This window comes from Streptomyces sp. NPDC052042 (assembly GCF_044548345.1).
Lineage (GTDB): Bacteria > Actinomycetota > Actinomycetes > Streptomycetales > Streptomycetaceae > Streptomyces.
This window is the reverse complement of the sequence record NZ_JBIUBU010000021.1, coordinates 111,691-136,921: the sequence shown is the minus strand read 5'-3', so window position 1 is coordinate 136,921 and position 25,231 is coordinate 111,691. Positions and strand designations below refer to the sequence as shown.

The window sequence follows — 25,231 nt, the reverse complement described above, 5'->3', positions numbered from 1 at the left end:
TCGACGTGCTCTGGGCGATGCTCCGTGACGGAAGGCTGTTCACCTCCGCCCCACCGGTCACACAGGCGGCTTGACACGATCATTGAGATTCCTTCTCCTGCTGCGGGTGACGGGTGGGCGTGCGAAGGCACACGCCCACCGGCGGGGGAGTGGGTGAGACGGCGCCGTCAGGCGGAGGCGAGGGTGCGGTCGGTGACCTGGAAGCCGCGGAAGCCGTCGGCGGCGATCTCGTCGAGCTGGGCCTGGTAGCCGCCGATCCCGCCGAGGTACGGCAGGACGACACTGGCCTTGCCCGCGATGTTCGCGCCCGTGTACCAGGAGTCGGCGAGCGGGAACACGGTCATCGCCGCCACCTCGGCCGCATGGGCCACCCACTGCTCTTCCGCCGCAGGCGTCGCCTCGATGACGGCGTGACCGCGCTCGGCGGCGTGGGCGAGCAGCTTCGCGATGAACTCCACGTGCTGTTCGATCGCGACGAACATGTTGCTGTTGACCGACGGGCTCAGCGGCCCGGTGATGGTGAACAGGTTCGGGAACCCGGCCACCATGACGCCGAGGTAGCTGGCCGGGTACTCGTCCCACTTGCGGCGCAGTGACGTTCCGTGGCGGCCGTGGGGGTCGATGCCGCGCAGCGGCCCGGTGATGGCGTCGAAGCCGGTGGCCAGCACGATCACGTCGACCTCGTGGTCGGCCGCGGCGGTGCGGATGCCGGTCGGTGTGAAGGCGAGGATCGGGGCCTCGCGCAGGTCGACGAGCTCGACGTTGTCCCGGGTCAGGGTCTCGTAGAAGTCCGTGTCCACGCACAGGCGTCGGGCACCGACCGGGTAGTCCGGGATGAGCCGCTCGGCGAGCTCCGGGTCGCCGACCCGGTCGCGGATGCGGTCGGCGAGGAAGGCGGCGACGACGTCGTTGGCCTTCTTGTCGACGATCGGGTCGTTGAACGTGGTCAGCAGCTTCATCGGGCCGCCGTAGTCGAAGGTCTTCTGGTAGGCGGCCTGCACTTCCGCCTCGGACACCTCGAAGGTGGACACATCGGGGTTCTTGGTGTCCACCCCCAGGAGGGTCGTGCGGGCGACACGCCGGCGCTCGGGGTACTCGGCGACGGCGGCGTCGAACTCCTCGTCGGTGAGGATCCGGTTGTAGGCGGGGATGGAGAAGCTCGGTGTGCGCTGCATGACGAACACCTTCGCGGCGGCTTCCGCCACGAGCGGCGTGAGCTGGATGCCGGTGGAGCCGGTGCCGACGACGGCGACTCGCTTGCCGGTGAAGTCGAAGCCGTCCACCGGCCAGCGCGAGCTGGCCAGGATGGTGCCCGCGAAGTCGTCTTGTCCGGGGAACCGGGGCTCCTTCGGCGCCGAGAGCACGCCGGTGGCAGCGACCACGTAGGTCGCGGTGATCTCGCGTCCGTCCTCGGTCCGCACGCGCCAGGTGTCGGTGCGCTCGTCGAAGTCCGCGGCCACCACGTTCGTCCCGAGGCGGATGTCGCGGCGCAGGTCGAAGCGGTCGGCCACGTGCTCCAGGTAGGCGAGGATCTCCGGCTGCGTGGCGTACTTCTCGGCCCAGCGCCACTCGCACTGGAGGTCCTCGTCGAAGGAGTAGGAGTAGTCCAGGCTCTCCACGTCGCAGCGGGCGCCCGGGTAGCGGTTCCAGTACCAGGTGCCTCCCACACCGTCGCCGCGCTCGAGGACGACGGCGTCCAGGCCGAGCCTGCGGCAGGTGTGGAGCATGTACAGGCCGGCGGCGCCCGCGCCGACGATGATCACGTCGTGGCGCTCGGGGGTGAAGTCCTCACTCATGTCACACCGCCTCACGCACGGACGCCGACTCCGCGACTGTCGCACCGACGGCCGCCAGGACCTCTGCGCTCTCGTCGACGGCGAACCAGAACAGGGCCCAGTCGTGCACCATGCCCTCCCAGATCCGCAGGGTGCCGCCGGAGGCTTCGGCGACGCGGACGGCGTCGTCGTAGAGCACCTCCTCGGTGCCGACGTGCACGGTGAGGGGAGCGAGCCCCGACAGGTCGGCGAACACCGGCGAAGCCAGTGGTTCCCGGGGATCGGCGTCCCCCAGGTAGACCTTTGCGGCGTCCAGGAGCTGCTGCTTGGAGAGCAGCGGGTCGCGGTCGGCTCGCTCGGTGGCCGAGGCGCCCGAGCAGGTCAGGTCGGCCCAGGGCGACAGCGCGACCGCGGCCGCCGGCTGCGCGACGCCGGCGTCGCGCGCGGCGAGCAGAACCGCGAGCACCAGCCCACCACCGGCGGAATCCCCCACGATCGTGAGCCGCGCGGCGCCGACCTCGTCCACGAGGGCGTGGTAGACCGTCAACGCCTCCTCGACGGCCCCCGGGAAGAGCTTGGCCGGCGCGAGCGTGTAGTCCGGGGCGAAAACGGCGAAACCGCTCGCCTTGGCGATGCCTCCGATGATGCCGAGGTAGCCCTCGGGGTCACCGGCGATGTACGCGCCACCGTGCAGGTAGAGCGCCGCTACGGCATCGGAGCCGCCTTCGGGGGCCACCCGCAGGCCCGGAACACCCGCGACCTCGTGCGGCGTGACTCTGATCCCGTCGGGGATCGGCAGGCCGCCGAGGAACGCGGCGAAGTCCTCCCGCGCCTTCTCGGGCGGGTCGGAGAAGTCGGGGGTGGAGCCGCCGGATTCGGCGGCTGCCGTGAGCAGGGCACCGAGCTGCTGAACGCTCATGGGTGGACCTCCGCATGTCAGGACCGTCTCCATGACGGTTCTCACATGCTGACGAGGAGGCCGGGGGCGAGGCTTGAACCAGCGCGCACATCGGGTTGCCCCAGAGCGCACAGGCCGCCCGCGCTGCCGTCTCGGGCGTCGACGGACGTCAGTGCGCGGCCGGGAGTCCCGTGGTCCGGCGGAATGCGCTGGGTGTCGTGCCGAAGGCGTCCTTGAAGGCACGCGTGAAATGCGGGCCGTCGGAGAACCCCCAGCGTGCGGCCACGTCGGCAATCCCCAGGTGCGCGAGCATCGGGTCAGCCAGATCTCGCCGGGAAGCCGTCAGCCGTTGGGCCCGCACGAACGCGGAGACCGTGGTCCCCGCCGCGCTGAACAGGGAGTGCACATACCGGGGTGACACATGCAGTGCTTCGGCGATCGCGCTGGGAGACAGCGCGCGATCGTCCAGATGTTCCAACACGAACATCTGGGCCCGCTCGATCAACTCGGCGCGATGTGTCTGCGCTTTCGACAGGCGCGGGCCGAGCTGGGCCTGCAGCAACGTCGAGAGGAGCTCCACGGTCGTGTGAGCGACCCGGCGCCCCGCGGCTCCGGCGAGGACAGTGAGATTCCGCGCCAGCCCGGACAGGTACGGGACCACCAGTTCATCGAGCGTGCCGCCATCGAATCGCGCAGCGGAGAGCTCGGCGAGATCGTCCGGTCCGAGGCCGAGCCGCTGCCTCGGGAGCATCAGGATCAAGCAGTCGAAGCCGCCGTCCCCCAGAATCCGGTAGCTGCGCGCTGTGTCGACCAGCCCGAGTCTCCCGGGCTCGAGGACAACCTCATGCTCGCCCTGCCGCAGGACGGCAACACCCTCGACGAGGGCGAACACCTTGACCGGTTCGTCCTCCGGGCCCGGGGCCACGGCATCCGCGGCCACATGCCGAAACTCATGGGTCGTGGCGTCCACGTGGCTCAGCAGCAGATCGTCGATCCGATGGGCCTCGATGCTGCCGGAGAACCGAGCGTGCGGTGCCGACTCGAGAACGACAGGGCGGTACATGGAACTGACCGTCGAGCTGAAGGTCTCGGGATGGCTGAACCGCAGGTAACGCCCCGCCGGAGACATCATGTCTGGCCCCACCGTCATCACCACTCCCTTGTGGCCGGAAAATCCCGTGAGGTCTGAATCACGCGTCTTGATCCTACGGCCATGGGCAACGGCCCGGTCCATGTGCGTCATTCGGCGCTCGTCGATCGGGGGACAGTTCGCTGCCGGGCGGGCGGGTCGCTGTGGAGTGACGCCTCGGCTCTCACACGGCGTCTCCGGTCGTCTCAGGCGGGAAGGCCCGGCCGAGTTCTCCGGAGGCGGCGCCCGCATCCTCAGGATGGACGCGGCGGTTTCCTCGGCCATGGCGAAGACGCTCCGGACCGCGAGCTCCAGCCCGGTGACGTGCCGTCCGGACTCGCGCCGAACGTCGTGCGCGCCGCCTCGCGGGCCGGGGTTCCGATGGGCTCCTTCCGGGAGGCCGCGATCGCCTCGACGGTGGTGCACCTCATGACCTGGTCGTTTGCGCCAGACGGAAAGATGAACGAATTCATTGCGCTACCCGGAAAGTGCCTCCACGATGGTCTGCACGCCACACGCAGCGTGTGACGTGGAGCACGAAAGGCATGCGATTCGTGGACATCGACCTCGAGGAGCTTGCAGCGATCATCGAGCTGCTCGACAACACAGAGTTCACCCAGTTCCGGTTCGAGAAGGGGGACTTGCGGATCGCGGTGAGTCGGGGTGGTGCGCCGCTCGACCCCGCTGCCCACGCGACACCCCCGTCGCCGGCCGTCACGACTGCCCCGGTGAGCGCCCAGGCGCCGACACCGGTATCCAACGAGCCCGCTCCCGCGCAGGCCGCACCCGCGGCGAGCGCGACGGGCTTCGACGAGAGCCGGCTCGCGGCCGACGAGATGGTCGTACGGGCCCCGCTGCTCGGCACCCTCTACCGCTCCCCGAAGCCGGGGGAGCCGCCTTTCGTCCAGGTCGGCGACAAGGTGGAGCCGGACTCGGCGCTGTGCATCGTCGAGGTCATGAAGTTGATGAACTCGGTGACCGCGGGCGTGGCCGGCGAGATCTCCCGGGTGCTCGTCTCCGACGCCGAGCTGGTGGAGTTCGACCAGCCGCTCTTCGTGATCCGGCGGCTGCCGTGACCCACCGGATCTTCATCGCCAACCGCGGCGAGATCGCCGTCCGCATCATCGAGGCGTGCGACCGGCTCGGGTTCGAGACGGTGCTCGGCGTCTCGCGGGCCGACACGGCGACGCTGGGCGCCCGGCGCGCGACGCGGTCCGTCGTCCTCGGCGGCCCGCAGTCCCGCGACAGCTACCTCTCCGTCGCCAGTGTGGTCCACGCGGCGGTCGCGACAGGTTGCACGGCGCTCCACCCCGGCTACGGCTTCCTCTCCGAGCGCGCGGACCTCGCCCGCGCCTGCGCCGACAACGGCATCGTCTTCATCGGTCCCTCTCCCGAGGCACTCGAGGCGCTGGGCGACAAGCTGAGCGCTCGTGCCATGGCGACCCGCCTCGGCGTTCCGGTCTCGCCGGGCGGCACCGCCTCCTCGCTGGAGGAGGTGGAGCGACTCGGCGCCGAGGTCGGCTTTCCGATCCTGGTCAAGGCGGCCCACGGCGGTGGCGGTCGCGGGATGAAGCTGGTCACCACGGCCGAGGGCCTGGCAGAGGCGTGGTCGCTGGCCTCCTCGGAGGCCGAGGCCGCCTTCGGTGACGGCACCGTCTTCCTGGAGCGCTACGTCGCCGACGCCAAGCACGTCGAGGTCCAGATCCTGGGCGACCGGCACGGCCACCAGATCCATCTGGGCGAGCGGGAGTGCTCGGTGCAGTACCGGTACCAGAAGGTGGTCGAGGAGTCCCCCTGCGCCGCCCTCGACCAGCCCACCCGCGACGTGCTCACCACCAGCGCACTCGCGATAGCCCGCGAGCTGGACTACGTCGGCCTGGGCACCGTGGAGTTCCTGTACGACGTGGCACGCCGCGAGGTCGCCTTCCTCGAGGTCAACCCGCGCCTCCAGGTCGAGCACCCGGTCACGGAGCAGGTGACCGGCGTCGACCTCGTCCGTGAGCAGATCCTGGTCGCGCTCGGCGAGCCGCTCTCCCTCGCCCAGGACGATGTCGCGGTCACGGGCCACGCCATCGAGTGCCGCATCACCGCGCAGGACCCCGCCCGCGGATTGCTGCCCAGTCCCGGCCCGGTCAAGCGCTGGCGGCCGCCCGTGGGCGGCGGCATCCGCCTGGACACCCACGTCTACCAGGGCTACGACTTCCCGCCCTACTACGACGCCCTGATGGCAAAGCTGATCGTCTGGGGCGCCGACCGTGACGCGGCCCGGACGCGCATGGAGCAGGCACTGGCCGACTTCGAGATCGTTGGTCCGGTGACCTCCCGCGACCTGCTCGCCCGGATCGTCGCCCACCCCGACTTCGCCGACGACTCGGTCACCACGCACTGGCTGGCCGACACGATCCTCACCGGGGAGCCCGCATGACCACTGTGAGCCTCGTCGACGTCACCATCCGCGACGGCAACCAGAGCCTGTGGGGGGCGGTCGGCATCACCCGGCGCATGGTCGAGGCCATGGCCCCCGACCTCGACAAGGTCGGCTATCGGGCGATCGAGCTGGCCAGCAGCACGCTGCTCGCCACATCGGTGCGCTTCCACCAGGAAGACCCCTGGGAGACGCTGCGGGCCGCCAAACGGCTGATGCCCAACACACCGCTGGCGTTCCTGACCACCGGGAAGCGGTTCATCACCTTCTACCGCACCCCCGAGTCCCTCTTCGAACTCGCCTTCACCCTGCTGGTCCGCAACGGCGTCAGCCGGCTGTGGGTGGTCGACCCCATGCATGACATGGAGGGCGCCAAGCGGATGGCCGAGATGGCCAAGCGGGTCGGGTTCACCGACGTGGTCGCCGGCATCTGCTACACGACCAGCCCGGTCCACACCGACGACTACTACGCCGCCAAGATCGCCGAGCTCGACGCGTGCGCCGCGATCGACAGCGTCTACCTGAAGGACCCCGCCGGCCTGCTCACCCCCGAGCGGTTGCAGTCGCTGGTGCCCCGCCTGCAGTCGACCCTGCACCGGCTGCGCCTGGACGAGATCCACAGCCACGCCACCACAGGCCTCTCGCCGCTGACCCTGCTCGCGGCCGCCGACCTGGGCATGACCAAGCTGCACTGCGCCCTGCCGCCGCTGGCCAACGGCACGTCCCACCCGGCCGGCCCGCAGCTCGTCCGCAACCTGCGTGCCCGCGGGCATCAGGTCGACGTCGACGTCGAGGCGATGCAGCGGGCCTCGGCGTACCTGCGGCGACAGGCGAGGATCAAGCGCCTCCCGGTCGGTGCGCCGCTGGAGTACGACGAGGCGTACTACCGCCACACCATCCCCGGCGGTGTCCAGTCGACGCTGGCCCGCCAACTGCGTGAGCTGGGCCGTCCGGAGCTGTTCGACGCCGTCATCGAGGAGTCGGTCGACGTGCGCCGCGACCTGGGCTGGCCGATCGTGATGACCCCGTTCGCGCAGTACATCGTGACGCAGGCGACGCTGAACGTGATCACCAGCGAGCGGTACAAGCAGCTCAGTGACGAGGTCATCGATCTGCTGCGGGGCGACTTCGGGCCGCTGCCGGGCGAGGTCAACCAGAACCTCCTCGACAAGGCCATGTCCACCCGGCGGGGCCGGCTCCCCGCCTCCGACGGCAAGGAGGAGGTGACCGTCGCCGACCTGCGGCGTCGTTTCGGCGCGGGCCTCACCGAGGAGGAGCTGCTGCTTCGGGCGGTCATGCCCGGCGAGCAGGTCGACGCGATGGTCACCGCACAGCGGGACTCGCCGGTCGCCGCCCTCAAGGGGCTGCTGCGGGCCGCCGAGGAGCGCCCCGGCCTGAGCATCGCCGTCAGCAGCGGCACCACGAAGTTCACCCTCGAACGAACATCGGAGGCAGCCTCATGACCTCACTGGAGTCGATACGCGGCTGGGTCCTGGACGTCGACGGCTGTCTGGTCCGCACCAAGCGCGCCGGCGGGCGCGGCGGCACCGCGATCCCCGGGGCGGCGGAGTTCCTGACGGCGATCAAGGCCGCCGGGCACCGCGTGATCGTGTGCACCAATGCCTCGGAGAAGGCCCCCGGCGTGTACGCCGACCACCTGCGCGACATCGGCCTGCCGGTCGAGACCGACGCGTTCGTGACCGCAGGCAGTGCGACCGTCGAGCACATCGAAGCCCACCACCCGGGTGCCCGCGTCCTCGCTGTCGGTGACGAAGGCATCACGGTGCCCATGCGCGACCTCGGCGTCACACCGGCCTCGGCCGCCGACACCGTGCTCGCCGACGTGGTCGTGGTCGGCGCCGCGCCGTCGTACACCGCTGCCGACCTCAGCGCCGCCGCCCTCGCGGTCGACGCGGGCGCAGCGTTCTACACCACCGTCGAGACGCCCTGGTTCCACGGCGGCCTCGGCCGGTCGCTGGCCGTCTCGGGAGCGATCGCGGCGAGCATCACCTGGGCCACCGGCGACTCCCCGACGGTGGGCGGCAAGCCGTCCGCCGTCCTGGCCGAGTCGCTGCTGCGGCAGCTGGGGCTACCGCCCGAGCAGGTCGCGGTCGTCGGCGACTCGCCCGCCGAGGTCGGACTCGCCCGCCACATGGGAGCGCTGTCGGTGATGGTGCTCAGCGGCGCCGTCACGCCCACCGCACTCGCCGGCATGACCGGAGACAAACGGCCCGACGTCGTCTTCGACGACGTCGGGGAACTGCACCGCCATCTCGGACTTTCTCATCACGAGTCACAGCAAGGAGTCGTCTCATGAGTGGAGAGGTTTCGCGCTTCCCCTTCTTCCACGAGGCCCCGGCACCGGAGGGTGCCGAGGGCTGGGAGTCGATGTACCCCTACTATCTGCTCCCACGCGAGGAGACCCGCGCCTGGGAGGACTCCAAGCTCTGGTTCGCCGACACGATGCACTGGTCGCGCGGCGTCCACCCGTTCGACAGCATCGGCGCCGAGGCGGTCTACCTCGGCGCCGGCCAGAACAGCACCCGCATCTTCGTGCTGCCCACCTCGCTCGGCCTCGACGTCCGTGTGCAGAACGGCTACGTCTACATCGCCGGCATCCCGGTCACCGACCCCGCCGAGATCGCGCGGCGCGCGGCGCTGTTCCAGGAGCGGGCCGGCTACTACTACGCCAACTGGGACGAGCTCTACGCCAAGTGGAAGACCAAGGTGACCGAGGCGGTCGCCGGCATGAGGACGATCAGTTTTCCGCCGCTGGGCGAACTGGACCCGATCGAGGTCGTCACCGAGGCCCGAGGCCGCTCGACTTCGTGGGACATCATCACCAACTACCACCGGCTCATCGACGAGTTCTTCCTGGTGTGGCAGTACCACTTCGAGTTCCTCAACCTCGGCTACGGCGGCTACATCGTCTTCTTCCAGTTCTGCAAGCAGGCCTTCCCGCAGATCACCGAGCAGGAGGTCGCGCGCCTGGTCGCCGGCATCGACGTACTCGCCTTCCGGCCGGACGACGAGCTGCGCAAGCTGGCCCAGACGGCCGCCGACCTCGACCTGGTCGACGTACTCTCCGGCACCGCACCGGCGGCGGACAAGTTCTCCGCCCTCGCCCAGCGCGAGAACGGCCAGGTGTGGCTCAAGGCCTACCAGGCCGCTCAGGACCCGTGGTTCAACTACTTCGCGGAGTACGGCTTCACCCACGACCAGGACACCTGGAACTCCAACCCCGAGATCCCGCTGCAAGGCATCGCGCGGTACGCCGCCCGGATCCAGGCCGGCGAGGACATCACCCGCCCGGTCGAGCGGCTCTCCCGTGAACGCGACGAGATCGTCGCCGAGTACCGCGACCTGCTCAGCCCCGAGGAGCAGACCCAGTTCGACGAATTGCTCGGCCTGGCCCGCAAGGTGTTCCCCTTCATCGAGGAGCACAACATCTACGTCGAGCACTGGACCCACACCGTCTTCTGGGAGAAGGCGTGGGAGCTCGGTGACTTCCTCGTCTCCGCGGGCTTCGCCACCGAGCGCGACGACATCTTCTACCTCAACCGCTTCGAACTCGACCAGGTCCTCGCCGACATCGTGCAGTCGTGGGCGATCGGGGTGGAGATCCGCGGCAAGAAGAAGTGGGCCGACATCATCGCCCGGCGCCGCCCGATCGTCGCCGCTCTCCAGGCCCAGAGCGCCCCGCCCGCGTACGGCATCCCGCCGGAGGAGGTCACCGACCCGTTCGCGGTCATGAACTACGGCGTGACCACGGACCGAGTCAAGGAGTGGCTGGGCGCGTCGAGCGGGTCCGGCTCGACCCTGACCGGCATCCCCGGTGGCCCCGGCGTCGTCGAGGGCCCGGTCCGGGTGCTGCGCACCGAGAAGGACCTCGCACTGCTGCAGCCGGGCGAGATCCTGGTCGCCCCGATCACCGCCCCGTCATGGGCAGCCGCCTTCTCGGTGGTCACCGGAGTCATCACCGACATCGGCGGCATGATGAGCCACGCCGCCATCGTCTGCCGCGAATACGGCGTCCCGGCCGTGGTCGGCACAGGCTTTGCCACCGCCAACCTCAAGACCGGCCAGCGCGTTCGCGTCGACGGCAACGCCGGCACCGTGACCGTACTGGAGGACACCCAGTGAGCGCGCCCGTCATGACCCGCAGCACCTTCGTCCTGCCATTTTCCGACGAGGGCTGTCTCGACGCCCGCGCAGTCGGAGGCAAGGGCAAGGGCCTGGCGGAGATGACCCAGGCGGGGCTGCCGGTCCCGCCGGGGTTCGTGGTCTCCGCCAACGCCTACCGGGAGTTCCTCGCCGCCGGAAACCTGCGCGAGCGGCTCACCGCTCTGGTCGCCCGGGTCGACCTGCACGATGCCGCCTCGGTGGAGCGGGTCTCCGCCGAACTGGAGGATCTGCTCGCCGCCCAGCCGCTGCCCGAGCGCCTCGTGAGCGAGATCGCGGCGGCCTACCGCACCCTCTGCGACCAACTCGGCGTGCCCGACCTGGCGGTCGCCGTACGTTCCAGCGCCACCGCCGAGGACTCCGCCGCCGACAGCTTCGCCGGCGAGTTCGAGACCTGGGTCGACATCACCGGCGTCCACGACGTCCTGGCCCACGTTCACCGGTGCTACACCAGCGTGTTCGCGGGCCGCGTGCTGCACTACGCACTCGAACGCGGCATCGACCTGGCCGGTGTCGAGATGGCCGTGGTCGTCCAGAAGGTGGTCCGTGCCCGAGCCGCCGGCGTGATGTTCACCCTCGATCCGATCACGGGCGATCGCTCCCGCATCGTGCTGGAATCCAGCTGGGGCCTCGGCCTGGCCGTCGTCGGCGGCGAGGTCACCCCCGACCGCTTCATCGTCAGCAAGGTCGGTCTCGGCCTGCAGGAAAAGGTGCTCGGTGCCAAGCGTGTCGAATACCGCGACGGTGCCGGCGCGGTCCCGGTGGAGGAACCGCGCCAGCGGGAGTTCTGCCTGCGCGACGAGGAGGTGCTCGCCCTGGCGGCGCTGGCCAAGACCGTCGAGAAGCAGCAGCAGGCCCCGCAGGACATCGAGTTCGCCGTCGACGAGGACCTCCCCGACGGGCAGAACCTGCTGCTCCTGCAGTGCCGCCCCGAGACGGTGTGGAGCAGCAAGCAGCGCGCCCCGAAGTACGAGCAGGGAGCAGGCCTGATGTCCTGGATCACCGGCAGCATCAGTTCGGCTGCCGCCACGCACTCCACCAGCCCTTCGGCTGTGCCGGGACACTCCCATGAGGAGGCCGGCCATGACCACGGCTGAGAACGCGACGCTCGCGCACCCGGCCCGGCCCGGGCTGCTCTCCGAGCCGCCCGCCGACATCCGCGAACATTCCCAGATCGGCCGCTATCTCGACTGGCTCAAGTGTGAGCGCGGGCTCGCCTTCGCGACGTACAGCGAGCTGTGGGAGTGGTCGGTGACCGACCTTGAGGCATTCTGGGTCAGCATCTGGGACTACTTCGAGGTCACCTCGCACACACCGTACGAGCAGGTGCTCTCCTCGCGGGAGATGCCGGGTGCCAAGTGGTTCGAGGGCGCCACCCTCAACCTGGCCGAGCACATGCTGCGCCACCATGACCTCGACGACCAGGTGGCGGTCATCGCCGTCTCCCAGACCCGTGCCGAGAGGGAGCTCACCTTCGGCCAGCTGCGCGAGCAGGTCCAGCGGGCCCAGGCCGGCCTGAAGGCACTCGGTGTCCGGCGCGGCGACCGGGTCGCGGCGTACCTGCCCAACATCCCGGAGACGATGATCGCCTACCTGGCCACTGTCAGCCTGGGCGCGATCTGGGCCAGTTGCGCCCCCGAGTTCGGCGCCGCCGGGGTGCTGGACCGGTTCGGACAGATCGAGCCGAAGGTGCTCCTCGTCGTCGACGGCTACATGTACGGCGACAAGCGCGTCGAGCGGGTCGCCGAGGTGCAGGCGATCCGCGCCGGGCTGCCCTCGGTCGAGCACGTCGTGCACGTGCCCTACCTGGACCAGACGATCGAGGAAGCGGTGACCTGGGAGGAGTTGCTCAGCCGGCCGGTCGATCCGTCGGAGCCGATGGCCTTCGAGGCGGTCCCGTTCGACCACCCGGTCTCGGTGCTGTTCACCTCCGGCACGACCGGCCAGCCCAAGCCCATCGTGCACGGTCACGGCGGTCTGTTGCTGGAGCACCTGAAGAACCACGCCCTGCACTGGGACCTCGGCACCGGCGACCGGCTGCTGTGGTTCACGACGACCGCGTGGATGATGTGGAACGCGCTCGTCTCGACGCTGCTGGTGCGCGCCGGCATCGTGATGATCGACGGCAACATCGCCTACCCCGACGTGACCATGCAGTGGCGGCTGGCCGAGCGGACGCGGCCGACCGTGATGGGCGTCAGCGCCGGCCTGCTCATGCAGTGCCGCCGCGAGGGCCTGCACCCGGCCAAGGAGTTCGACCTCAGCACGCTCCACCAGCTCGGCGTCGTCGGCAGCCCGCTGCCGCCGGAGGGGTACCAGTACGTGCACGAGCAGTTCGGCGACGGCGTACTCCTCAACGTCGGCAGCGGTGGCACCGACGTCTGCTCCGGGATCGTGCAGGGCAGCCCGCTCGAACCGGTCTGGCTCGGGGAGATGTCGGGCCGCAGCCTCGGGGTGGAGGCCTACGCGTTCGACGAGCACGGGAAGCCGGTCGTGGGCGAGCTCGGCGAGCTGGTCATCACCGCGCCGATGCCGTCGATGCCGGTCGCCTTCTGGGGCGATGCCGACGGCAGTGGCTACCGTGCGGCGTACTTCGACGTCTATCCCGGCGTGTGGCGCCACGGCGACTGGATCCGCTTCAGCGAGGCCGGCAGCTGCGTCATCACCGGCCGCTCCGACGCGACCCTGAACCGCGGGGGCGTGCGCCTCGGGACGGCGGAGTACTACCGGGTCGTGGAGGGGATGCCCGAAATAGCCGACAGCCTGGTCGTGCACCTGGAAGGCCCCGACGGCGGTGCGGGCGAGCTGATCCTGTTCGTCACCCTCGCTCCCGGGGCGGTCCTCGACGGCGCGCTTCTGGGTCGCATCCGCAGCGCGATCCGCACACAGCTCTCGCCGCGGCACACGCCCGACCAGGTCGTGGCAGCCCCGGCCATCCCGCACACCCGGACCGGCAAGAAGCTGGAGCTGCCGATCAAGCGGATCCTGAGCGGCAGACCGGCCGAGGCGGTGCTCGACCCCGACGCCGTCGACGACGCCGGCGCGCTGGTGTTCTTCGCGACGATGGGAGCGGGCCGGTGACCAGGTACGAGCCGCGCATCGACATCGACGCCATCACGGCGCTCGACATCCACGCCCACATCGAGACCGACGGCCACGGCCACTTCGCCCTCGACCAGGAGCTGCTGGACGCCTCCGCCAAATACTTCCGCGGCGACCAGGAGCGCACCCCGACGCTGGAGCAGATCGCGGCCCTCTACCGCGAGCGCCGGATGGCCGCGGTCGTCTTCACCGTCGACGCCAGCACCTTCCTCGGCCGGCCCGCGCTGTCCAGCGAGGAGATCGCCGAGGCCTGTACCGACCACGCCGACGTACTCATCCCCTTCGGCTCCGTCGACCCCAACCACGGGACCGAGGCAGTGAAGAGGGCACGGCGCCTGGTCGAGAAGTACGGCGTGCGGGGGTTCAAGTTCCACCCCAGCCTGCAGGCCTTCGACCCGTCCAGCCGGGCCCACTATCCGTTGTGGGAAGCGCTTGAGGAACTCGGCGTCATCGCCCTCTTCCACACCGGGCAGACCGGCATCGGCGCCGGCCTGCCCGGGGGAAGGGGCATCAAGCTCCGATACTCCGACCCGATGCTGGTCGACGACGTCGCCGCCGACTTCCCGCGGCTCGACATCGTGCTCGCGCACCCGTCGGTTCCCTGGGTCGACTCGTCCATCTCGATGGCCACGCACAAGGGCAACGTCTACCTCGACCTGTCGGGCTGGTCGCCGAAGTACTTCCCGTCCCAGCTGGTCCGGCAGGCGAGAACGCTGCTGCAGGACAAGGTGCTCTTCGGCTCCGACCTGCCGGTGCTCATGCCCGACCGGTGGCGTTCGGACTTCGACAAGCTGGAGATTCCTGAGCCGGTCCGGCAAAAGATCCTCAAGGGGAACGCCGTGCGGCTCCTCGGGCTCGGGGGGACGTGATGAGCGAGCCGCCCGGCCCGCCGCCGATCGAGTCGGTCGATCGCGCGCTGCAGTTGCTGACCATCCTCCACGACGGCACCGAGCTCAGCGCCACCGACGCCGCCCAGCGGCTGGGCGTCGTCGTGTCCACCGCCTACCGCCTGCTCTCGTCCCTGGTGTACCGCGGCTACGCGGTCCAAGGACGCGACCGTCGCTACCGCCTCGGGCCCGCCCTCGTACCCGCGTCGGCGCGGCCCCTGACAGTCGGCGGTCTGCGGGCCCTGGCACACACCTCCCTCGAGACGCTGCACGAGCGGACGAGTGAGACCGTCCAGCTCATGGTGCTCGAACGGCGCAGCATCCGTTTCGTCGACGGCATCGAGAGCGAGCTCCCCCTGCGTGTCGGTGTCCGGACCGGCGAGAAGATGCCCGCCCACTGCTCGGCCGGCGGCAAAGCCATCCTCGCGGCTATGAGCAACGCCGACCTCGACCGTCTCTACCAGACGGGTCTACCGCCCTGGCCCACCGCCAAGTTGATCGACCTGGGCACACTGAAGCGGCAACTGGTCCGAGTACGGCAGCAGGGCTACGGCCGCAACCACGAGGAGACCGAACAGGGGGTGAGCGGCATCGGGATGGCCATCAACGGTGTGCTCGGACAACCCGTCGCCGCGATTACCGTCGCCATCCCCTCCACCCGCTTCACCCGCGACCACATCGACGCATGCCTCGCCGCGCTCAGCGACGCCGCCGCCGAAGCCGCCGACCGGCTGCGCAGCGCCGTCCCGGCTGAATCGCCGCCGGACGCCGACGGCTGTCGCGGTCCGGCGGCAGGCGGCACGAGCCCCGAAGTCACGACCCCCGCAAGCGTGACGCGCACCGCGCGTCGGACGGAAGGCAGCGAATGATCCTCGAAGGCAAGAGAGCACTCGTCACAGGAGCGGGTCGCGGGATCGGACGCGCGATCGCTTTGGCCTACGCGGCGGAAGGGGCCCGGGTGGCCGTCGCCGACATCGACGACTCGGCCGGCGGGGAAACCGTCGAACTGATCGGCGATCTCGGTGGCGAGGCGTTCTTCGTCCACACCGACGTCACCGCCGAGCCGGACCAGACGGCCCTGGTCGACGCGGTCGTCTCGGCCTGGGGCGGCCTGGACATCGCCTGCAACAACGCGGGCGTCGCACCGCCGATGACACCGCTGGCGCAGACCACGCCCGAACTCTGGCACCGCGTGATCAACGTCGACCTGACCGGGGTCTTCCTCGGCGTCATTCATCAGATCCCCGCGATGCTCGCCGGCGGTGGCGGGACCATCGTCAACATGGGAAGCATCCTCAGTAAAGTGGCATTCCCGGGCCTGACCCCTTACACAGCCGCCAAACACGGCGTGGACGGCATCACCAAGCAGATCGCCCTCGAGTACGCCGCCAAGGGGATCCGCGCCGTCACCATCGGCCCCGCCTTCATCCGCACCGGCCTGGAGGCTGCTCTCGCACCCGAGGCGCGGGCGAACCTCGATGCCCAACAGCCGGCCGGGCGCATGGGCGACCCGGACGAGGTCGCGAGGGCTGCGGCGTTCCTTGCGAGCGACGGCGCCTCCTTCATCAACGGCGCCTACGTTCCCGTGGACGGGGCTTTTCTGGCGCGGTAGCCGGCATGCGCGGCAGCGGTCGAGCGGGAGATCGCGCAGGCCGGCACGCGGGAGAGGCGGGCGCCCGCCCGGCCTGCTAACTCCGGGACCACAAAGCGGAGTTGGCAGGCATACGGCAGGGCGACGGCCGGGGCGCTTGATCGACCGGACCGCCCGGCCGTGCCGCAGCAGCATGTGCCGGACGACCCGCCGCATGGTTCCTGCGGTGGACCGCGGGACGCGGATCGTGCTGACCGGCCGGGCCCTTGAGGACAGTCCGCGCAAGCTGTGCCGCGAGGAGGCGGCCCCGGCGTACCCGCCTCGCCGAGCGGCGGCCGACGATGGGAACGCCTACGGGGGAGGCGCGGTGTCCCCGAAGAGGGCGGCCAGTCCGGCGCGCAGGGCGCCGGCGTCCGTGTCCACGGCCAGCAGGTCGACCGGCGGGAGCCGGGCCGCGAGGCCCGCGTCGCCCGCGAAGACGCCGGTGAGCCGGCCGTGCCGCCCGACGGTGGCGGCAACGTGCCGGACGGCCGCAAGGACCGGGTCCGCGGTCACAGAGGAGGCGCCCAGGGAGAGGGCGAGGTCGTAGGGGCCGACGAAGAGGCCGTCGACGCCCTCGGTCGCGGCGATCGCGTCCACGGCGTCAAGCCCGGCGGCCGTCTCGATCATGGGCAGCAGCAGCGGCTGCGTACCGGACCCCACAGCCCCGGCGCGGGACAGGCCCGTACTGCGTCGGCCGCGCGGGGGCGGATACGCGGCCCGGACCAGGGCCTCGGCCTCGGCGGCCGACTCCACCGCCGGGACGATCACCCCGTCGGCGCCGCTGTCGAGCACGCGGGCGAGGCCGGCGGGGTCGTGGGAGGCGAGGCGTACGAGGACGGGCACGCGGCTCGCCCGCAGCAGCGGGACGACGTCGGCCTCGGTGAGGTCGCCGTGCTGGAGGTCGACGCCGATCCACTGCACGGCGGCCGTGGCGGACACCTCCAGTCCGAAGGGGCCGAGAAAGGTCAGCCACAGGCCGCGCAGCATGCTCGGGCCCGGGTTCGCGGCCCGCAGCCGCGCCGCGAACCCGGCCGTGTCACGCGTGTTCCTCATGCGGAGCGGGTCTTGGCGGGCGGCGGCATGTACGTGGTGCGGCTCGGGGTGACGCCCAGGCGGACGCAGCTCTCCAGCCAGGTGACGGCGGCGCCGGTCGGGTCGACCACGGGGACGGCGTGGCCGGCTGCGGCCAGGCGGTCGCGGAGTTCGGCGGCGACGCCCAGCATCCCGGTGCAGCCGAGCACGATGACGTCCGCCTCGCCCTTGGCAACCGCGTCGGACGCCTGCTCGAAGAGGCGGTCGAGCAGCACCTGGCGGTCCTCCAGGCCGAGCACCGGCAGGTCGACGACGCGGATGGCGCCGATCCGCCCCTCGATGCCGTAGCGGCGGCCCAGCGAGCGGAGCATCGGCAGCACGTTGGGCAGCACGGTGACGATGCCGACGGTCTCGCCGAGGCTGAGCGCGGTGAGCATGGCGGGCTCGAAGCCGCCGACCACGGGGGCGTCGATGATCTCGCGAGCCGCGTGCACCCCGGGGTCGCCGAAGCAGGTGATGAACACGCCGTCGACGCCTTCCGCCGCGGCCTCCTCCACCCGCTGGAGGATGCCGGGCCCGGCCAGGGCCTCGTCGTACTCCGACTCGATGCTGGCGGTGCCCCGCTCCAGCGACACCACGTCGACCTCGGTGCCGGCGGCGGCCCAGCCGGTCACCTCCGTGCGGACGTGTTCGATCAGGGCATCGCCGATCACGGGGAGGATGACCCGAATGCGCATCTCGTCTCCTTCGGTAGCGGGTAAGGGCTGTCCCGTAATCCGCGGCGTCGCGCACCCGCGGAGGTTACGGGACAGCCCTTGGTCAGGGGGAGACTAGGCAGACGGGGAACATCGGGGAATGTGCAGGATGCCCTGCTGGCCCCCGCGTCCTGTGCACAGCGCCGTGTCGGAAGACGGCCGTCAGACGCCGAGGGCGCGGCAGGCGACCTGGAGCGCGAGCCGCTGGCTTGGGTCGTCCAGGTCGACGCCGAGGCGTTCGCGGACCTGCTGGACACGGGCGGTCACCGTGTTGCGGTGCACACTGAGGGCCTGGGCGGTGAGGACGACGGAGCCGCCGCTCTCCAGGTAGGCCCGCAGGGTGGTCAGCAGGTGGGTGTGTGCGGGGTCGAGCAGCGGGGCGAGCGAGGTGTCGGCGAAGGCCCGGGTGACCTCCGAGCGCTGCCAGGTGGCCAGCAGCCGGGCGACGCCCAGTTCGTCGGAGTGTTCGACGGCGGGCCGGTAGTCGTGGCTGCGCGCGAGTTCCGCGGCGTCCCGGGCCTCGGTGAGGGTCTCGGCCAGGCCGCCCGGGCCGCAGTGCGGCCGTCCGATGCCCGCGGCCAGATCACGGTCGCGGGGCAGGGAGGCGATCACCCGGCGGACCGCGCGCAGCGTCGCGCGGGCGTCCTCGGGCGCGGGTTCGGTGTCGGTGCTGGTCCACAGGGCCCAGCCGTTGCCCCGGTTGACGGCGCCGACCAGCGGCACCCCGTGCCGGGCCAGGCCGGTGCGGAACTGCTCGACGAGTGGGTTGCGGGCACCGGGCCGGCCGGGCTTGTCGGAGACCAGGTGCAGTCCGACGTGCCAGGACTGGAGCTGCCAGCCGAGCGAGACCGCGCCCTCGACGACGTCGCGGCTCACCGAGTCCCGTCCGGTGAGGATCTCCGAAAGGAGCTGGGCCTGGAAGACGGAGTCCCGGGCGGCCTGCGCGCGCTGCGCGGACAGCCAGGAGCGCACGAACGGCTCGGTCATGGCCAGTCCGATGGCGAGCGTGTCCAGCCGTGCTGCGGCGGCGCGCTCGTAGGGGCAGGCCAGCCAGGCGGCCACCCGGTGCACGTCCGGGTCGAGGACCGGGTGGACCAGAACATGGTCGCCGCGCTGCGGCACCGACCGCTCCAGGCGGAGCCCGGGGTCCAACGGGACCGGGTCGCCGAGGACGGCGTCGCCCTCAGCGGTCACCAGGGACAGCCGGGTGGCGAGGACCGTCTCGGCACCGGCCAGGATGTCCTGTCCGGTGCGCTTGGTGCCGAGCTGGCGCAGCAGCCGTTCCACGGTCCGGGCACGGTCCTGCTCCGGGGCGCGGACCCGGGCGGTCAGCTCCTGCACCAGGCGGACCGGGTGGTCCACCCGCAGCCAGAGCACGGGGATCCTGAGCCGGTCGGCCAGTCGGACGCTCGACAGCAGCGGCTGTGCCGGGCCGGCGATGACGAGGAGGGCGGCGGCGCCGGCCTCCTGGGCCCGCCGGACCAGCGCGTCGAGCCGGTACAGGGGTGTCACGTCGGCCTCGCCGCACAACAGCAGATGGCCCTCGATGCCGTCGAAGTCGCCGTCGTACCAGCGCACGTCCTCCACGACCCGCTCGGTGCCGGCCGCGCCGGCGACGGTCCGTACGCCGTCGAGGACGGGATCGTGCAGCAGGTCTGCGACCCGGGGCCGGCCGGTCATACGGTCACCGCTTCGAGGTCGAGGCCGAAGGCGGGCGGGCCGACCAGGTCGGCCGTCCCGGGCGGCCAGGTGTGCAGGGCGGGCAGACCGAGCAGGGCCAGGGACTGGCCCAGCCGGATCTGGTCGGCGCGCAGCGGGGCGCAGTTGCCGGCGGCGAGGGCGACGATGATGCCCGGGGTGCAGGCGACGGTGACGCCGTCGAGGGTGACGGCGAGGAACTCCTCGTGGTAGTCCAGGCGGGCCGTCGCGCCGCCGTCCGGGGCCGTGAGGGTGACGCAGCCGGGCGAGCCGGCGAGCTGGGGGCGGATCTCGTCGATCCGGCCCTCGAACAGCAGCCGGGCGCCGAGCCGGGCGGCCAGGTCGCGGGCGCCCGCAGCCGGGTCGCGGGTGAGGAAGGCGGTGCCGAGAGCGTGGCAGGCGCTGAGGCTGGAGCGGATGCCCCGGGCCGCGAGCACGGCGGCCGTGACCGGGTACATCGCCAGCGAGGCCGCGCCGCCCATGGTGGCTGCGCAGCCCCGGATGAGGGCTTCGGCCATGGCCGCGGAGGCGGTCGGGACGATCACGGTGTCGGCGGCGGGGCCGACCAGGGCGAGCGGGGCGGCCGGGTGGCCGGCGACGGCGGCCGTGGTCTGGTTGATTCGGGGGAAGGCCCGGCCCATGAGGTCGCCGTCGACGACCGGCACTCCGAGGTGGGCCGCGGCGAGCACGGCGGCCACCGCGTTCAGCCCGCCGATCTCGATCACGCCGACCGCGGCGAGATCGCCGCCGAGGTGGCCGACCACGGCCTCGACGGCGCGTGCGAGATCGCCGGGCGACAGGAGCCGTTCGGCGAGCACGTCGGGGGCGCCCACGACGCCGGCGTGCACGACCAGGCCGGTGGGCGGGAGGCCGGCGGCGGGCACCACCTGCACCCGGCGCCCGGCGGGTGCCAGGGCGTGGCGCAGCAGGTGGCTGCCCAGGGAGACGTCCCCGCCGCCGCCCGAGCCGAGCAGGGTCGCGCCCGCGGCCAAGGCGTCGATGTGCTCCGCGGCGATACTGCGGAGCACATCGGGCCCGAAACGCGTCATGAGCCGATGATCGCAGATGGCGGACCGGCTCATGGGTGCGCGGTGCGGACGGTCACACCGGTACGTAGGTGTGGTCGTACCCGAAGTAGCCGGGTCCGACCAGGGCCAGTCCCTCCGGGGTGCGCCAACGCGGGTCGCAGGGCGCGACGACGACGCTGACCCGCAGACCGTAGCGGAGGGTCTCGGTGGTCACCGGCTCACCGGTGTCGGTGTCGAGCAGGCAGATGAGGTCGGGGACGCTGGCGACGACCTCGCCGTCGCGCTCGGCGACCAGGTTCTCGTTCTGGAACGAGACGTCCATGCGTTCGCCGAGGTCGGGGCCCAGCCCTTCGAGGGCGGCGTCGCCCCGGGCGAAGCCGCCCTCGGTGGTGCGCCGCACGTCGACGAGCTTGCCCTGGAAGACCCGGCGTCCGCCGAGTACGCCGGCCGCCGCGGCGACCGGGTCGGCGTGGCTCTCGTGAGCCTCGCGGATGGCGGCGCCGATGCGCTGGCACAGCGTGATGGTGCCGTGCACCATGAGTTCCTTGACCTGCTTGCCGGTCAGCACGTAGAGGCTGACCGCCGCGCTGCAGCCCATCTCGATCGTGGCCGAGCGGGCGAAGCGCTCCGCCCAGGAGTTGTCCAGGGTGCGCAGGCTGACGTTGTTGCCGCGCTCGTCGGCCAGGGCCATCGGGGTGGCCGAGACGCCTCCCAGGGTGGGTAGCAGCATCTGCAGTTCGGGGAAGGCGCGGCCCATGCCGTCGGCGTCGACCAGGGGCAGGCCGAGTTCGGCCGCGGCGGAGAACGGGATCATCGAGTTGAGCCCGCCCGCCTCGATGGAGACGGTGTGGGTGGCCCGCTTGCCGATGAGGTTCTCCAGGGCCTTCAGCGCCGCGGTGAGTTCGCTGCCCGCCGGCAGCTTCTCCAGCATGACCGTCGGGGCCCCCATGAACGCGGTGGGGATGACCACGGCGTCGTCGGGCAGTTCGTCGGCGCCGACGAGGGAGACCGGGCCGTTGCGGCGGATCGACTGCTGCGCGAGCAGCCGGCCGATGTAGGGGTCGCCGCCTCCGCCGGTGCCGAGTACGGCGGCGCCGCGCGCCATGTCCGGCAGGTCGTTGACTGTGATCTCACGCATCGTTGTCTCCCAGGTCTCCCAGGCTGAGTTCGCCGACGGCCTTGACGCGGATCCGGGTGGCGTTCCCGGGCAGGTAGGCGAGCGGCACTTCTTCGATGTCGACGACCCGCACGGAGCCGGGGCGGGCCCCGGCCGCGACGGCCCGGTCGACGGCTTCCTGCCGGGCCTCGTCCAGGACGGCGTCGCGTCGGCCGGGCTGCACCGAGAAGACCCGGTCGACCTCGCCGCCGACCTCGGCGATGGCCGCGCCGATCGCGTTGGCCACGGCGTAGTGCTCGGGGCGGACGACGGTGGAGGCGCCGGCGAGCCGGTCGGGCACCAGGATGCTGCCGCCGCCGACCGCCACCACGGGGACGGGCTCGGCGGAGATCCGCATCCGGTCGACGACCTCGGTCATCCGGTCGGCGATGTGGTCGAGGCCCGCGCGGACGAGGTCCTTGTCCACGTGGGCGACCCGCCCGGCGTCGCCGATGTCGGCGAGTCCGGCGGCCACGGCCAGGTCGGTGGCGGTGAGCTGGTCGCCGCCGAAGACGAGGGCCCGCTCGGTGAGCCGGGAGCCGACGCTCTTCGGGCCCACCCGCGGCCCGCCGTCCCGGGTGACGTGGCTGCCGCCGCCGATGCCCACGGACAGCACGTCGGGCATCCGGAAGTTGGTCTGCACCTCGGCGACGGCGACGTCGGTGGACGCCTCGCGCGGGAAGCCGTTCTGCAGGATGCCGACGTCGGTGGTGGTGCCGCCGACGTCCATCACCGCGCAGTCCGTCTGCCGGGAGAGGAAGGCCGCGCCGCGCATGGAGTTGGTGGGGCCGGAGGCGAAGGTGGCCACCGGGTAGCGGCGGGCGTAGTCGACGTCCATCAGCGTGCCGTCGTTCTGGCTGAGGAACAGGGGGGCACTGATGCCCGCGGCGGTCACGGTCCGGGTGAGTCCGGCGGTGACGTGTTCGGCCAGTTCGCGCAGGGCCGCGTTGATGACGGTGGCGTTCTCCCGGCCGAGCAGGCCCATCCGTCCGATCTCGTGGGACAGGCTGATGGGGCAGCCGGGCAACTCCTCGGCGATGATCTCGGCGGCGCGCTGCTCGAACTCGGCGTTGACCGGTGAGAACACCGAGGAGATGGCGAAGGAGCGGGCGCCGGCCCGGGCCGCCTGTTCCAGTACGGCGCGGAACTCCCGTTCGTCGAAATCGGCGATCCGGGCGCCGTCGTACTCGTGGCCGCCGTGGCACAGGTAGCTGTGCTCGCCGATGGCCGTGCGCAGCCGGTCGGGCCAGTCCACCAGGGGCGGCAGGGCGCTGGTCGCGGGCAGTCCGAAGCGGATGGCGGCGGTGGGGGCCAGCCGGTCGCCCTCGACGAGGGCGTTGATGAAGTGGGTGGTGCCGATCATCACCGCGGCGACGGAGGCGGGGGCGAAGTCCGAGGCCTCCTTGAGACCGGCTATCGCGGTGACGATGCCGGTGGTGACGTCCGGGCTGGTGGACGCCTTGGTGGCGGCCAGGACGCGGTTTCCGTCGATGAGGACGGCGTCGGTGTTGGTGCCTCCGACGTCGATTCCCAGTCTCAGCATGGTGTGTCGTTCTCTTTCACTCGGCTTCACTCGGCCGACGCGCGGCTCTTGGCCGCCGTCGCCTCAGTGGTGGTGGGGGTCGGGTGGGTGGCGGACCGGCCGACGCCCCGGACCAGGCCGAGCCGGGCCGCGGCCGTGTAGAGGAGCATCGCGACGACGACGGAGTTGACGGAGGGCAGGCCCCAGTCGACGAAGTGGCCGAAGAGGGAGGCGCAGGTCCACACCACCAGGGCGGCGGGGACCCAGGTCGGCGCGGTGTCCGGGAGTGTGCCGCGCTCGCGCGAGGCGTCCAGCTCGGGGCGCCAGACCCGGCCGATGAAGTACTCGGCGACCATGATGCCCGCGATGGGCGGGAAGACGACGCCGAGCAGCACCAGGAAGTCGGTGAAGCGGTCGAGGATGCCGACCGCGCCGAGCACGGAGCCCAGGACGCCGACGACGAGGGTGACCAGGGTGCGGTGGACGCGCCGTCCGAAGACCTGGTCGACGAAGTTCACGATGCCCAGGGAGGCGGCGTACAGGTTCCAGTCGTTGATCTTGAGGGTGGCGGCGATGATCACCAGGGTGCCGAGGAAGCCGGACGTCGAGGTGACGATGGCGACGACGTCGTTGGTGCGCAGGGCCAGCGCGAGCAGGACGCCGATCAGGCCGATGACGTACTCGCCCAGGGATATGCCGACGACGGTCTGCTTGACCACGTCCCCGGAGGTGCGGTTGAACCGGCTCATGTCCGGGGTGATCACGGCGCCGACGATGAAACCGCCGGCCACGATCGAGGTGCCCTGCAGCAGGCTCAGCTGTGGCCCGGCCGGCGCCGCGTGGAGGAGGTCGCCGAGGTCGTGTCTGGACAGCTCGCTGATGATGGACCAGCCGGCCAGGGCCAGGAACGCGGGCACGGCGATGTAGGCGGTCCAGGCCATGGAGCCGATGCCGAGCATCACGATGCCGGTGACGGCGAGGCCGAAGATCAGGGCCCACGCCCACAGCGGCAGCACGCCGATCAGGCTGACCAGGCCCTGCGCGGAGACGGCGTTCTGGATGCCGAACCAGCCGAGCGCCGAGATGCTGATGGCCAGGCCGATCAGGGAGGACCCGGCCCGGCCGAAGCCGGTCCAGCGGGCCAGGACGGAGGTGGACAGTCCTTCGCGCTGTCCGGCGATACCGGTGAAGATCGTGACGATCTCCAGGACGACCGCGCCGAAGGTGATGGCGAGGACCGCGTTCCAGAAGTCCATTCCGAAGCCGAGGGTGGCGCCGATCAGGAAGCTGGCGAGCGAGCTCAGCATTCCGAAGCGCTGTACGGCGATGGAGAACCAGTGGTACCTGTGGCCGGCGGGCACCCGGCTCAGGGCGAAGTCGTCGTGGTGCTCAGCGGTGGATTCCATGGCGTCTCCCGGGCTGGGAACGGAACATTCCGCTGAAGGTAAGCGCCTCGGCGGCACCGGTCATTGGGCGGATGGACCGGTGTCGCCGGGACAACTGTGCAGTGCGCACAAATCGATGCGCCGGCCCGCGAGCCGGGCCCGCTCGTTGAGCCGGCGCCGGGCCGGGTCAGTGGTGGCGTGGTGGGCGTCGTACTGGATCAGGCGCCGCAGCCGCCCAGGAGCTGGGCCGGAGCCGGGCGAGCCGTCCCGGACGGCGGCTTGCCCCGCCTGCCTGGGGCGGTCGCGTGTACAGGTCCCCCTTCTCCACGCGGTGGCTGCGGGGGGCGCGCTGTCCGCCGAGCCCGAGCCCGCGCGTCACCCGTCCGGAGGGCGGGGGAGCGGGGAACGCGAACCTCACGGCCCGCAAGGGCGACTCTCCGCACACAACACCCGACTCGAACGACGCCTTGCACAGTCGCCGTTCACCCGGGACCACCGGCGCCGCGCGGCCTGGGCCGAGAAGTGCTGGAGCAGACCCGCGACCTGGCCCGCAAGGGAGCAGTTGTCCAAACTTGTGGGTCGAGTCGTTGGTGTGGCGGCCGAGCATGGTGGCGGAGCCAGCGG

At 71.4% G+C, this 25,231-nt stretch carries 20 protein-coding genes; 10 read left to right on the top strand and 10 right to left on the bottom strand.

Annotation, left to right across the window (positions count from 1 at the left end):
• Positions 1 to 167: 167 nt before the first annotated feature.
• The 3 genes from ACIHCL_RS28420 to ACIHCL_RS28410 all read right to left on the bottom strand — a co-directional run bounded on the left by ACIHCL_RS28420 (position 168) and on the right by ACIHCL_RS28410 (position 3,916).
• The gene (locus ACIHCL_RS28420) at positions 168 to 1,796 is read right to left on the bottom strand and encodes a flavin-containing monooxygenase (protein WP_399866204.1); all 1,629 of its coding nucleotides are present in this window, start codon (positions 1,794 to 1,796) and stop codon (positions 168 to 170) included.
• A gap of 1 nt (position 1,797) precedes the next feature.
• Positions 1,798 to 2,694: an alpha/beta hydrolase gene (locus ACIHCL_RS28415; protein WP_399866203.1), complete on the bottom strand. Its 897-nt coding sequence runs from the start codon at positions 2,692 to 2,694 to the stop codon at positions 1,798 to 1,800.
• 148 nt (positions 2,695 to 2,842) lie between these two features.
• Positions 2,843 to 3,916 carry a helix-turn-helix domain-containing protein gene (locus ACIHCL_RS28410; RefSeq protein ID WP_399866200.1) on the bottom strand — a complete coding sequence of 358 codons (1,074 nt, stop codon included), beginning with the start codon at positions 3,914 to 3,916 and terminating at the stop codon, positions 2,843 to 2,845.
• 431 nt (positions 3,917 to 4,347) lie between these two features.
• Between ACIHCL_RS28410 and accB the strand changes: the two genes are divergently transcribed.
• The 10 genes from accB to ACIHCL_RS28360 are packed head-to-tail and all read left to right on the top strand — an operon-like array spanning position 4,348 to position 16,010.
• Positions 4,348 to 4,878 carry an acetyl-CoA carboxylase biotin carboxyl carrier protein gene (gene accB / locus ACIHCL_RS28405; RefSeq protein WP_399866198.1) on the top strand — a complete coding sequence of 177 codons (531 nt, stop codon included), beginning with the start codon at positions 4,348 to 4,350 and terminating at the stop codon, positions 4,876 to 4,878.
• On the top strand, positions 4,875 to 6,227 hold the full coding sequence (locus ACIHCL_RS28400; RefSeq protein WP_399866196.1) for an acetyl/propionyl/methylcrotonyl-CoA carboxylase subunit alpha: 1,353 nt from the start codon (positions 4,875 to 4,877) through the stop codon (positions 6,225 to 6,227). Before accB ends, ACIHCL_RS28400 begins: the two co-directional genes overlap by 4 nt.
• Positions 6,224 to 7,690: a biotin carboxyl carrier protein gene (locus ACIHCL_RS28395; RefSeq protein WP_399866194.1), complete on the top strand. Its 1,467-nt coding sequence runs from the start codon at positions 6,224 to 6,226 to the stop codon at positions 7,688 to 7,690. Before ACIHCL_RS28400 ends, ACIHCL_RS28395 begins: the two co-directional genes overlap by 4 nt.
• The gene (locus ACIHCL_RS28390; protein WP_399866192.1) at positions 7,687 to 8,544 is read left to right on the top strand and encodes an HAD-IIA family hydrolase; all 858 of its coding nucleotides are present in this window, start codon (positions 7,687 to 7,689) and stop codon (positions 8,542 to 8,544) included. The genes ACIHCL_RS28395 and ACIHCL_RS28390 overlap by 4 nt, the downstream gene beginning before the upstream one ends.
• The gene (locus ACIHCL_RS28385) at positions 8,541 to 10,370 is read left to right on the top strand and encodes a PEP-utilizing enzyme (protein ID WP_399866190.1); all 1,830 of its coding nucleotides are present in this window, start codon (positions 8,541 to 8,543) and stop codon (positions 10,368 to 10,370) included. Before ACIHCL_RS28390 ends, ACIHCL_RS28385 begins: the two co-directional genes overlap by 4 nt.
• The gene (locus tag ACIHCL_RS28380) at positions 10,367 to 11,506 is read left to right on the top strand and encodes a PEP/pyruvate-binding domain-containing protein (protein WP_399866189.1); all 1,140 of its coding nucleotides are present in this window, start codon (positions 10,367 to 10,369) and stop codon (positions 11,504 to 11,506) included. Before ACIHCL_RS28385 ends, ACIHCL_RS28380 begins: the two co-directional genes overlap by 4 nt.
• The gene (locus ACIHCL_RS28375) at positions 11,493 to 13,490 is read left to right on the top strand and encodes an acetoacetate--CoA ligase (protein ID WP_399866187.1); all 1,998 of its coding nucleotides are present in this window, start codon (positions 11,493 to 11,495) and stop codon (positions 13,488 to 13,490) included. Before ACIHCL_RS28380 ends, ACIHCL_RS28375 begins: the two co-directional genes overlap by 14 nt.
• Positions 13,487 to 14,380, top strand: a complete 894-nt coding sequence (locus ACIHCL_RS28370) for an amidohydrolase family protein (RefSeq protein ID WP_399866184.1) — start codon at positions 13,487 to 13,489, stop codon at positions 14,378 to 14,380. The genes ACIHCL_RS28375 and ACIHCL_RS28370 overlap by 4 nt, the downstream gene beginning before the upstream one ends.
• Positions 14,380 to 15,267 carry an IclR family transcriptional regulator gene (locus ACIHCL_RS28365; protein ID WP_399866181.1) on the top strand — a complete coding sequence of 296 codons (888 nt, stop codon included), beginning with the start codon at positions 14,380 to 14,382 and terminating at the stop codon, positions 15,265 to 15,267. The genes ACIHCL_RS28370 and ACIHCL_RS28365 overlap by 1 nt, the downstream gene beginning before the upstream one ends.
• Positions 15,264 to 16,010: an SDR family NAD(P)-dependent oxidoreductase gene (locus ACIHCL_RS28360; protein WP_399866179.1), complete on the top strand. Its 747-nt coding sequence runs from the start codon at positions 15,264 to 15,266 to the stop codon at positions 16,008 to 16,010. Before ACIHCL_RS28365 ends, ACIHCL_RS28360 begins: the two co-directional genes overlap by 4 nt.
• Positions 16,011 to 16,340: 330 nt before the next feature.
• On the opposite strand, the gene ACIHCL_RS28355 is transcribed toward ACIHCL_RS28360, so the two are convergent.
• The 7 genes from ACIHCL_RS28355 to ACIHCL_RS28325 form a co-directional block, all read right to left on the bottom strand.
• Positions 16,341 to 17,084: an HpcH/HpaI aldolase/citrate lyase family protein gene (locus tag ACIHCL_RS28355; protein ID WP_399866176.1), complete on the bottom strand. Its 744-nt coding sequence runs from the start codon at positions 17,082 to 17,084 to the stop codon at positions 16,341 to 16,343.
• A complete protein-coding gene (locus ACIHCL_RS28350) occupies positions 17,081 to 17,800 on the bottom strand; it encodes an aspartate/glutamate racemase family protein (protein ID WP_399866174.1) in 720 nt (239 codons plus the stop codon). Before ACIHCL_RS28350 ends, ACIHCL_RS28355 begins: the two co-directional genes overlap by 4 nt.
• 180 nt (positions 17,801 to 17,980) lie before the next feature.
• Positions 17,981 to 19,498: a helix-turn-helix domain-containing protein gene (locus tag ACIHCL_RS28345; protein WP_399866171.1), complete on the bottom strand. Its 1,518-nt coding sequence runs from the start codon at positions 19,496 to 19,498 to the stop codon at positions 17,981 to 17,983.
• Positions 19,495 to 20,565 carry a DUF917 domain-containing protein gene (locus ACIHCL_RS28340; protein ID WP_399866169.1) on the bottom strand — a complete coding sequence of 357 codons (1,071 nt, stop codon included), beginning with the start codon at positions 20,563 to 20,565 and terminating at the stop codon, positions 19,495 to 19,497. The genes ACIHCL_RS28345 and ACIHCL_RS28340 overlap by 4 nt, the downstream gene beginning before the upstream one ends.
• A gap of 52 nt (positions 20,566 to 20,617) precedes the next feature.
• Positions 20,618 to 21,682, bottom strand: a complete 1,065-nt coding sequence (locus ACIHCL_RS28335; RefSeq protein WP_399866167.1) for a DUF917 domain-containing protein — start codon at positions 21,680 to 21,682, stop codon at positions 20,618 to 20,620.
• Positions 21,675 to 23,243 (bottom strand): hydantoinase/oxoprolinase N-terminal domain-containing protein, encoded by a 1,569-nt coding sequence (locus tag ACIHCL_RS28330; RefSeq protein ID WP_399866165.1) that lies wholly within the window; start codon positions 23,241 to 23,243, stop codon positions 21,675 to 21,677. The genes ACIHCL_RS28335 and ACIHCL_RS28330 overlap by 8 nt, the downstream gene beginning before the upstream one ends.
• A 26-nt stretch (positions 23,244 to 23,269) precedes the next feature.
• Positions 23,270 to 24,628, bottom strand: a complete 1,359-nt coding sequence (locus ACIHCL_RS28325; protein ID WP_399866164.1) for a purine-cytosine permease family protein — start codon at positions 24,626 to 24,628, stop codon at positions 23,270 to 23,272.
• Between the last annotated feature and the right edge of the window lie 603 nt (positions 24,629 to 25,231).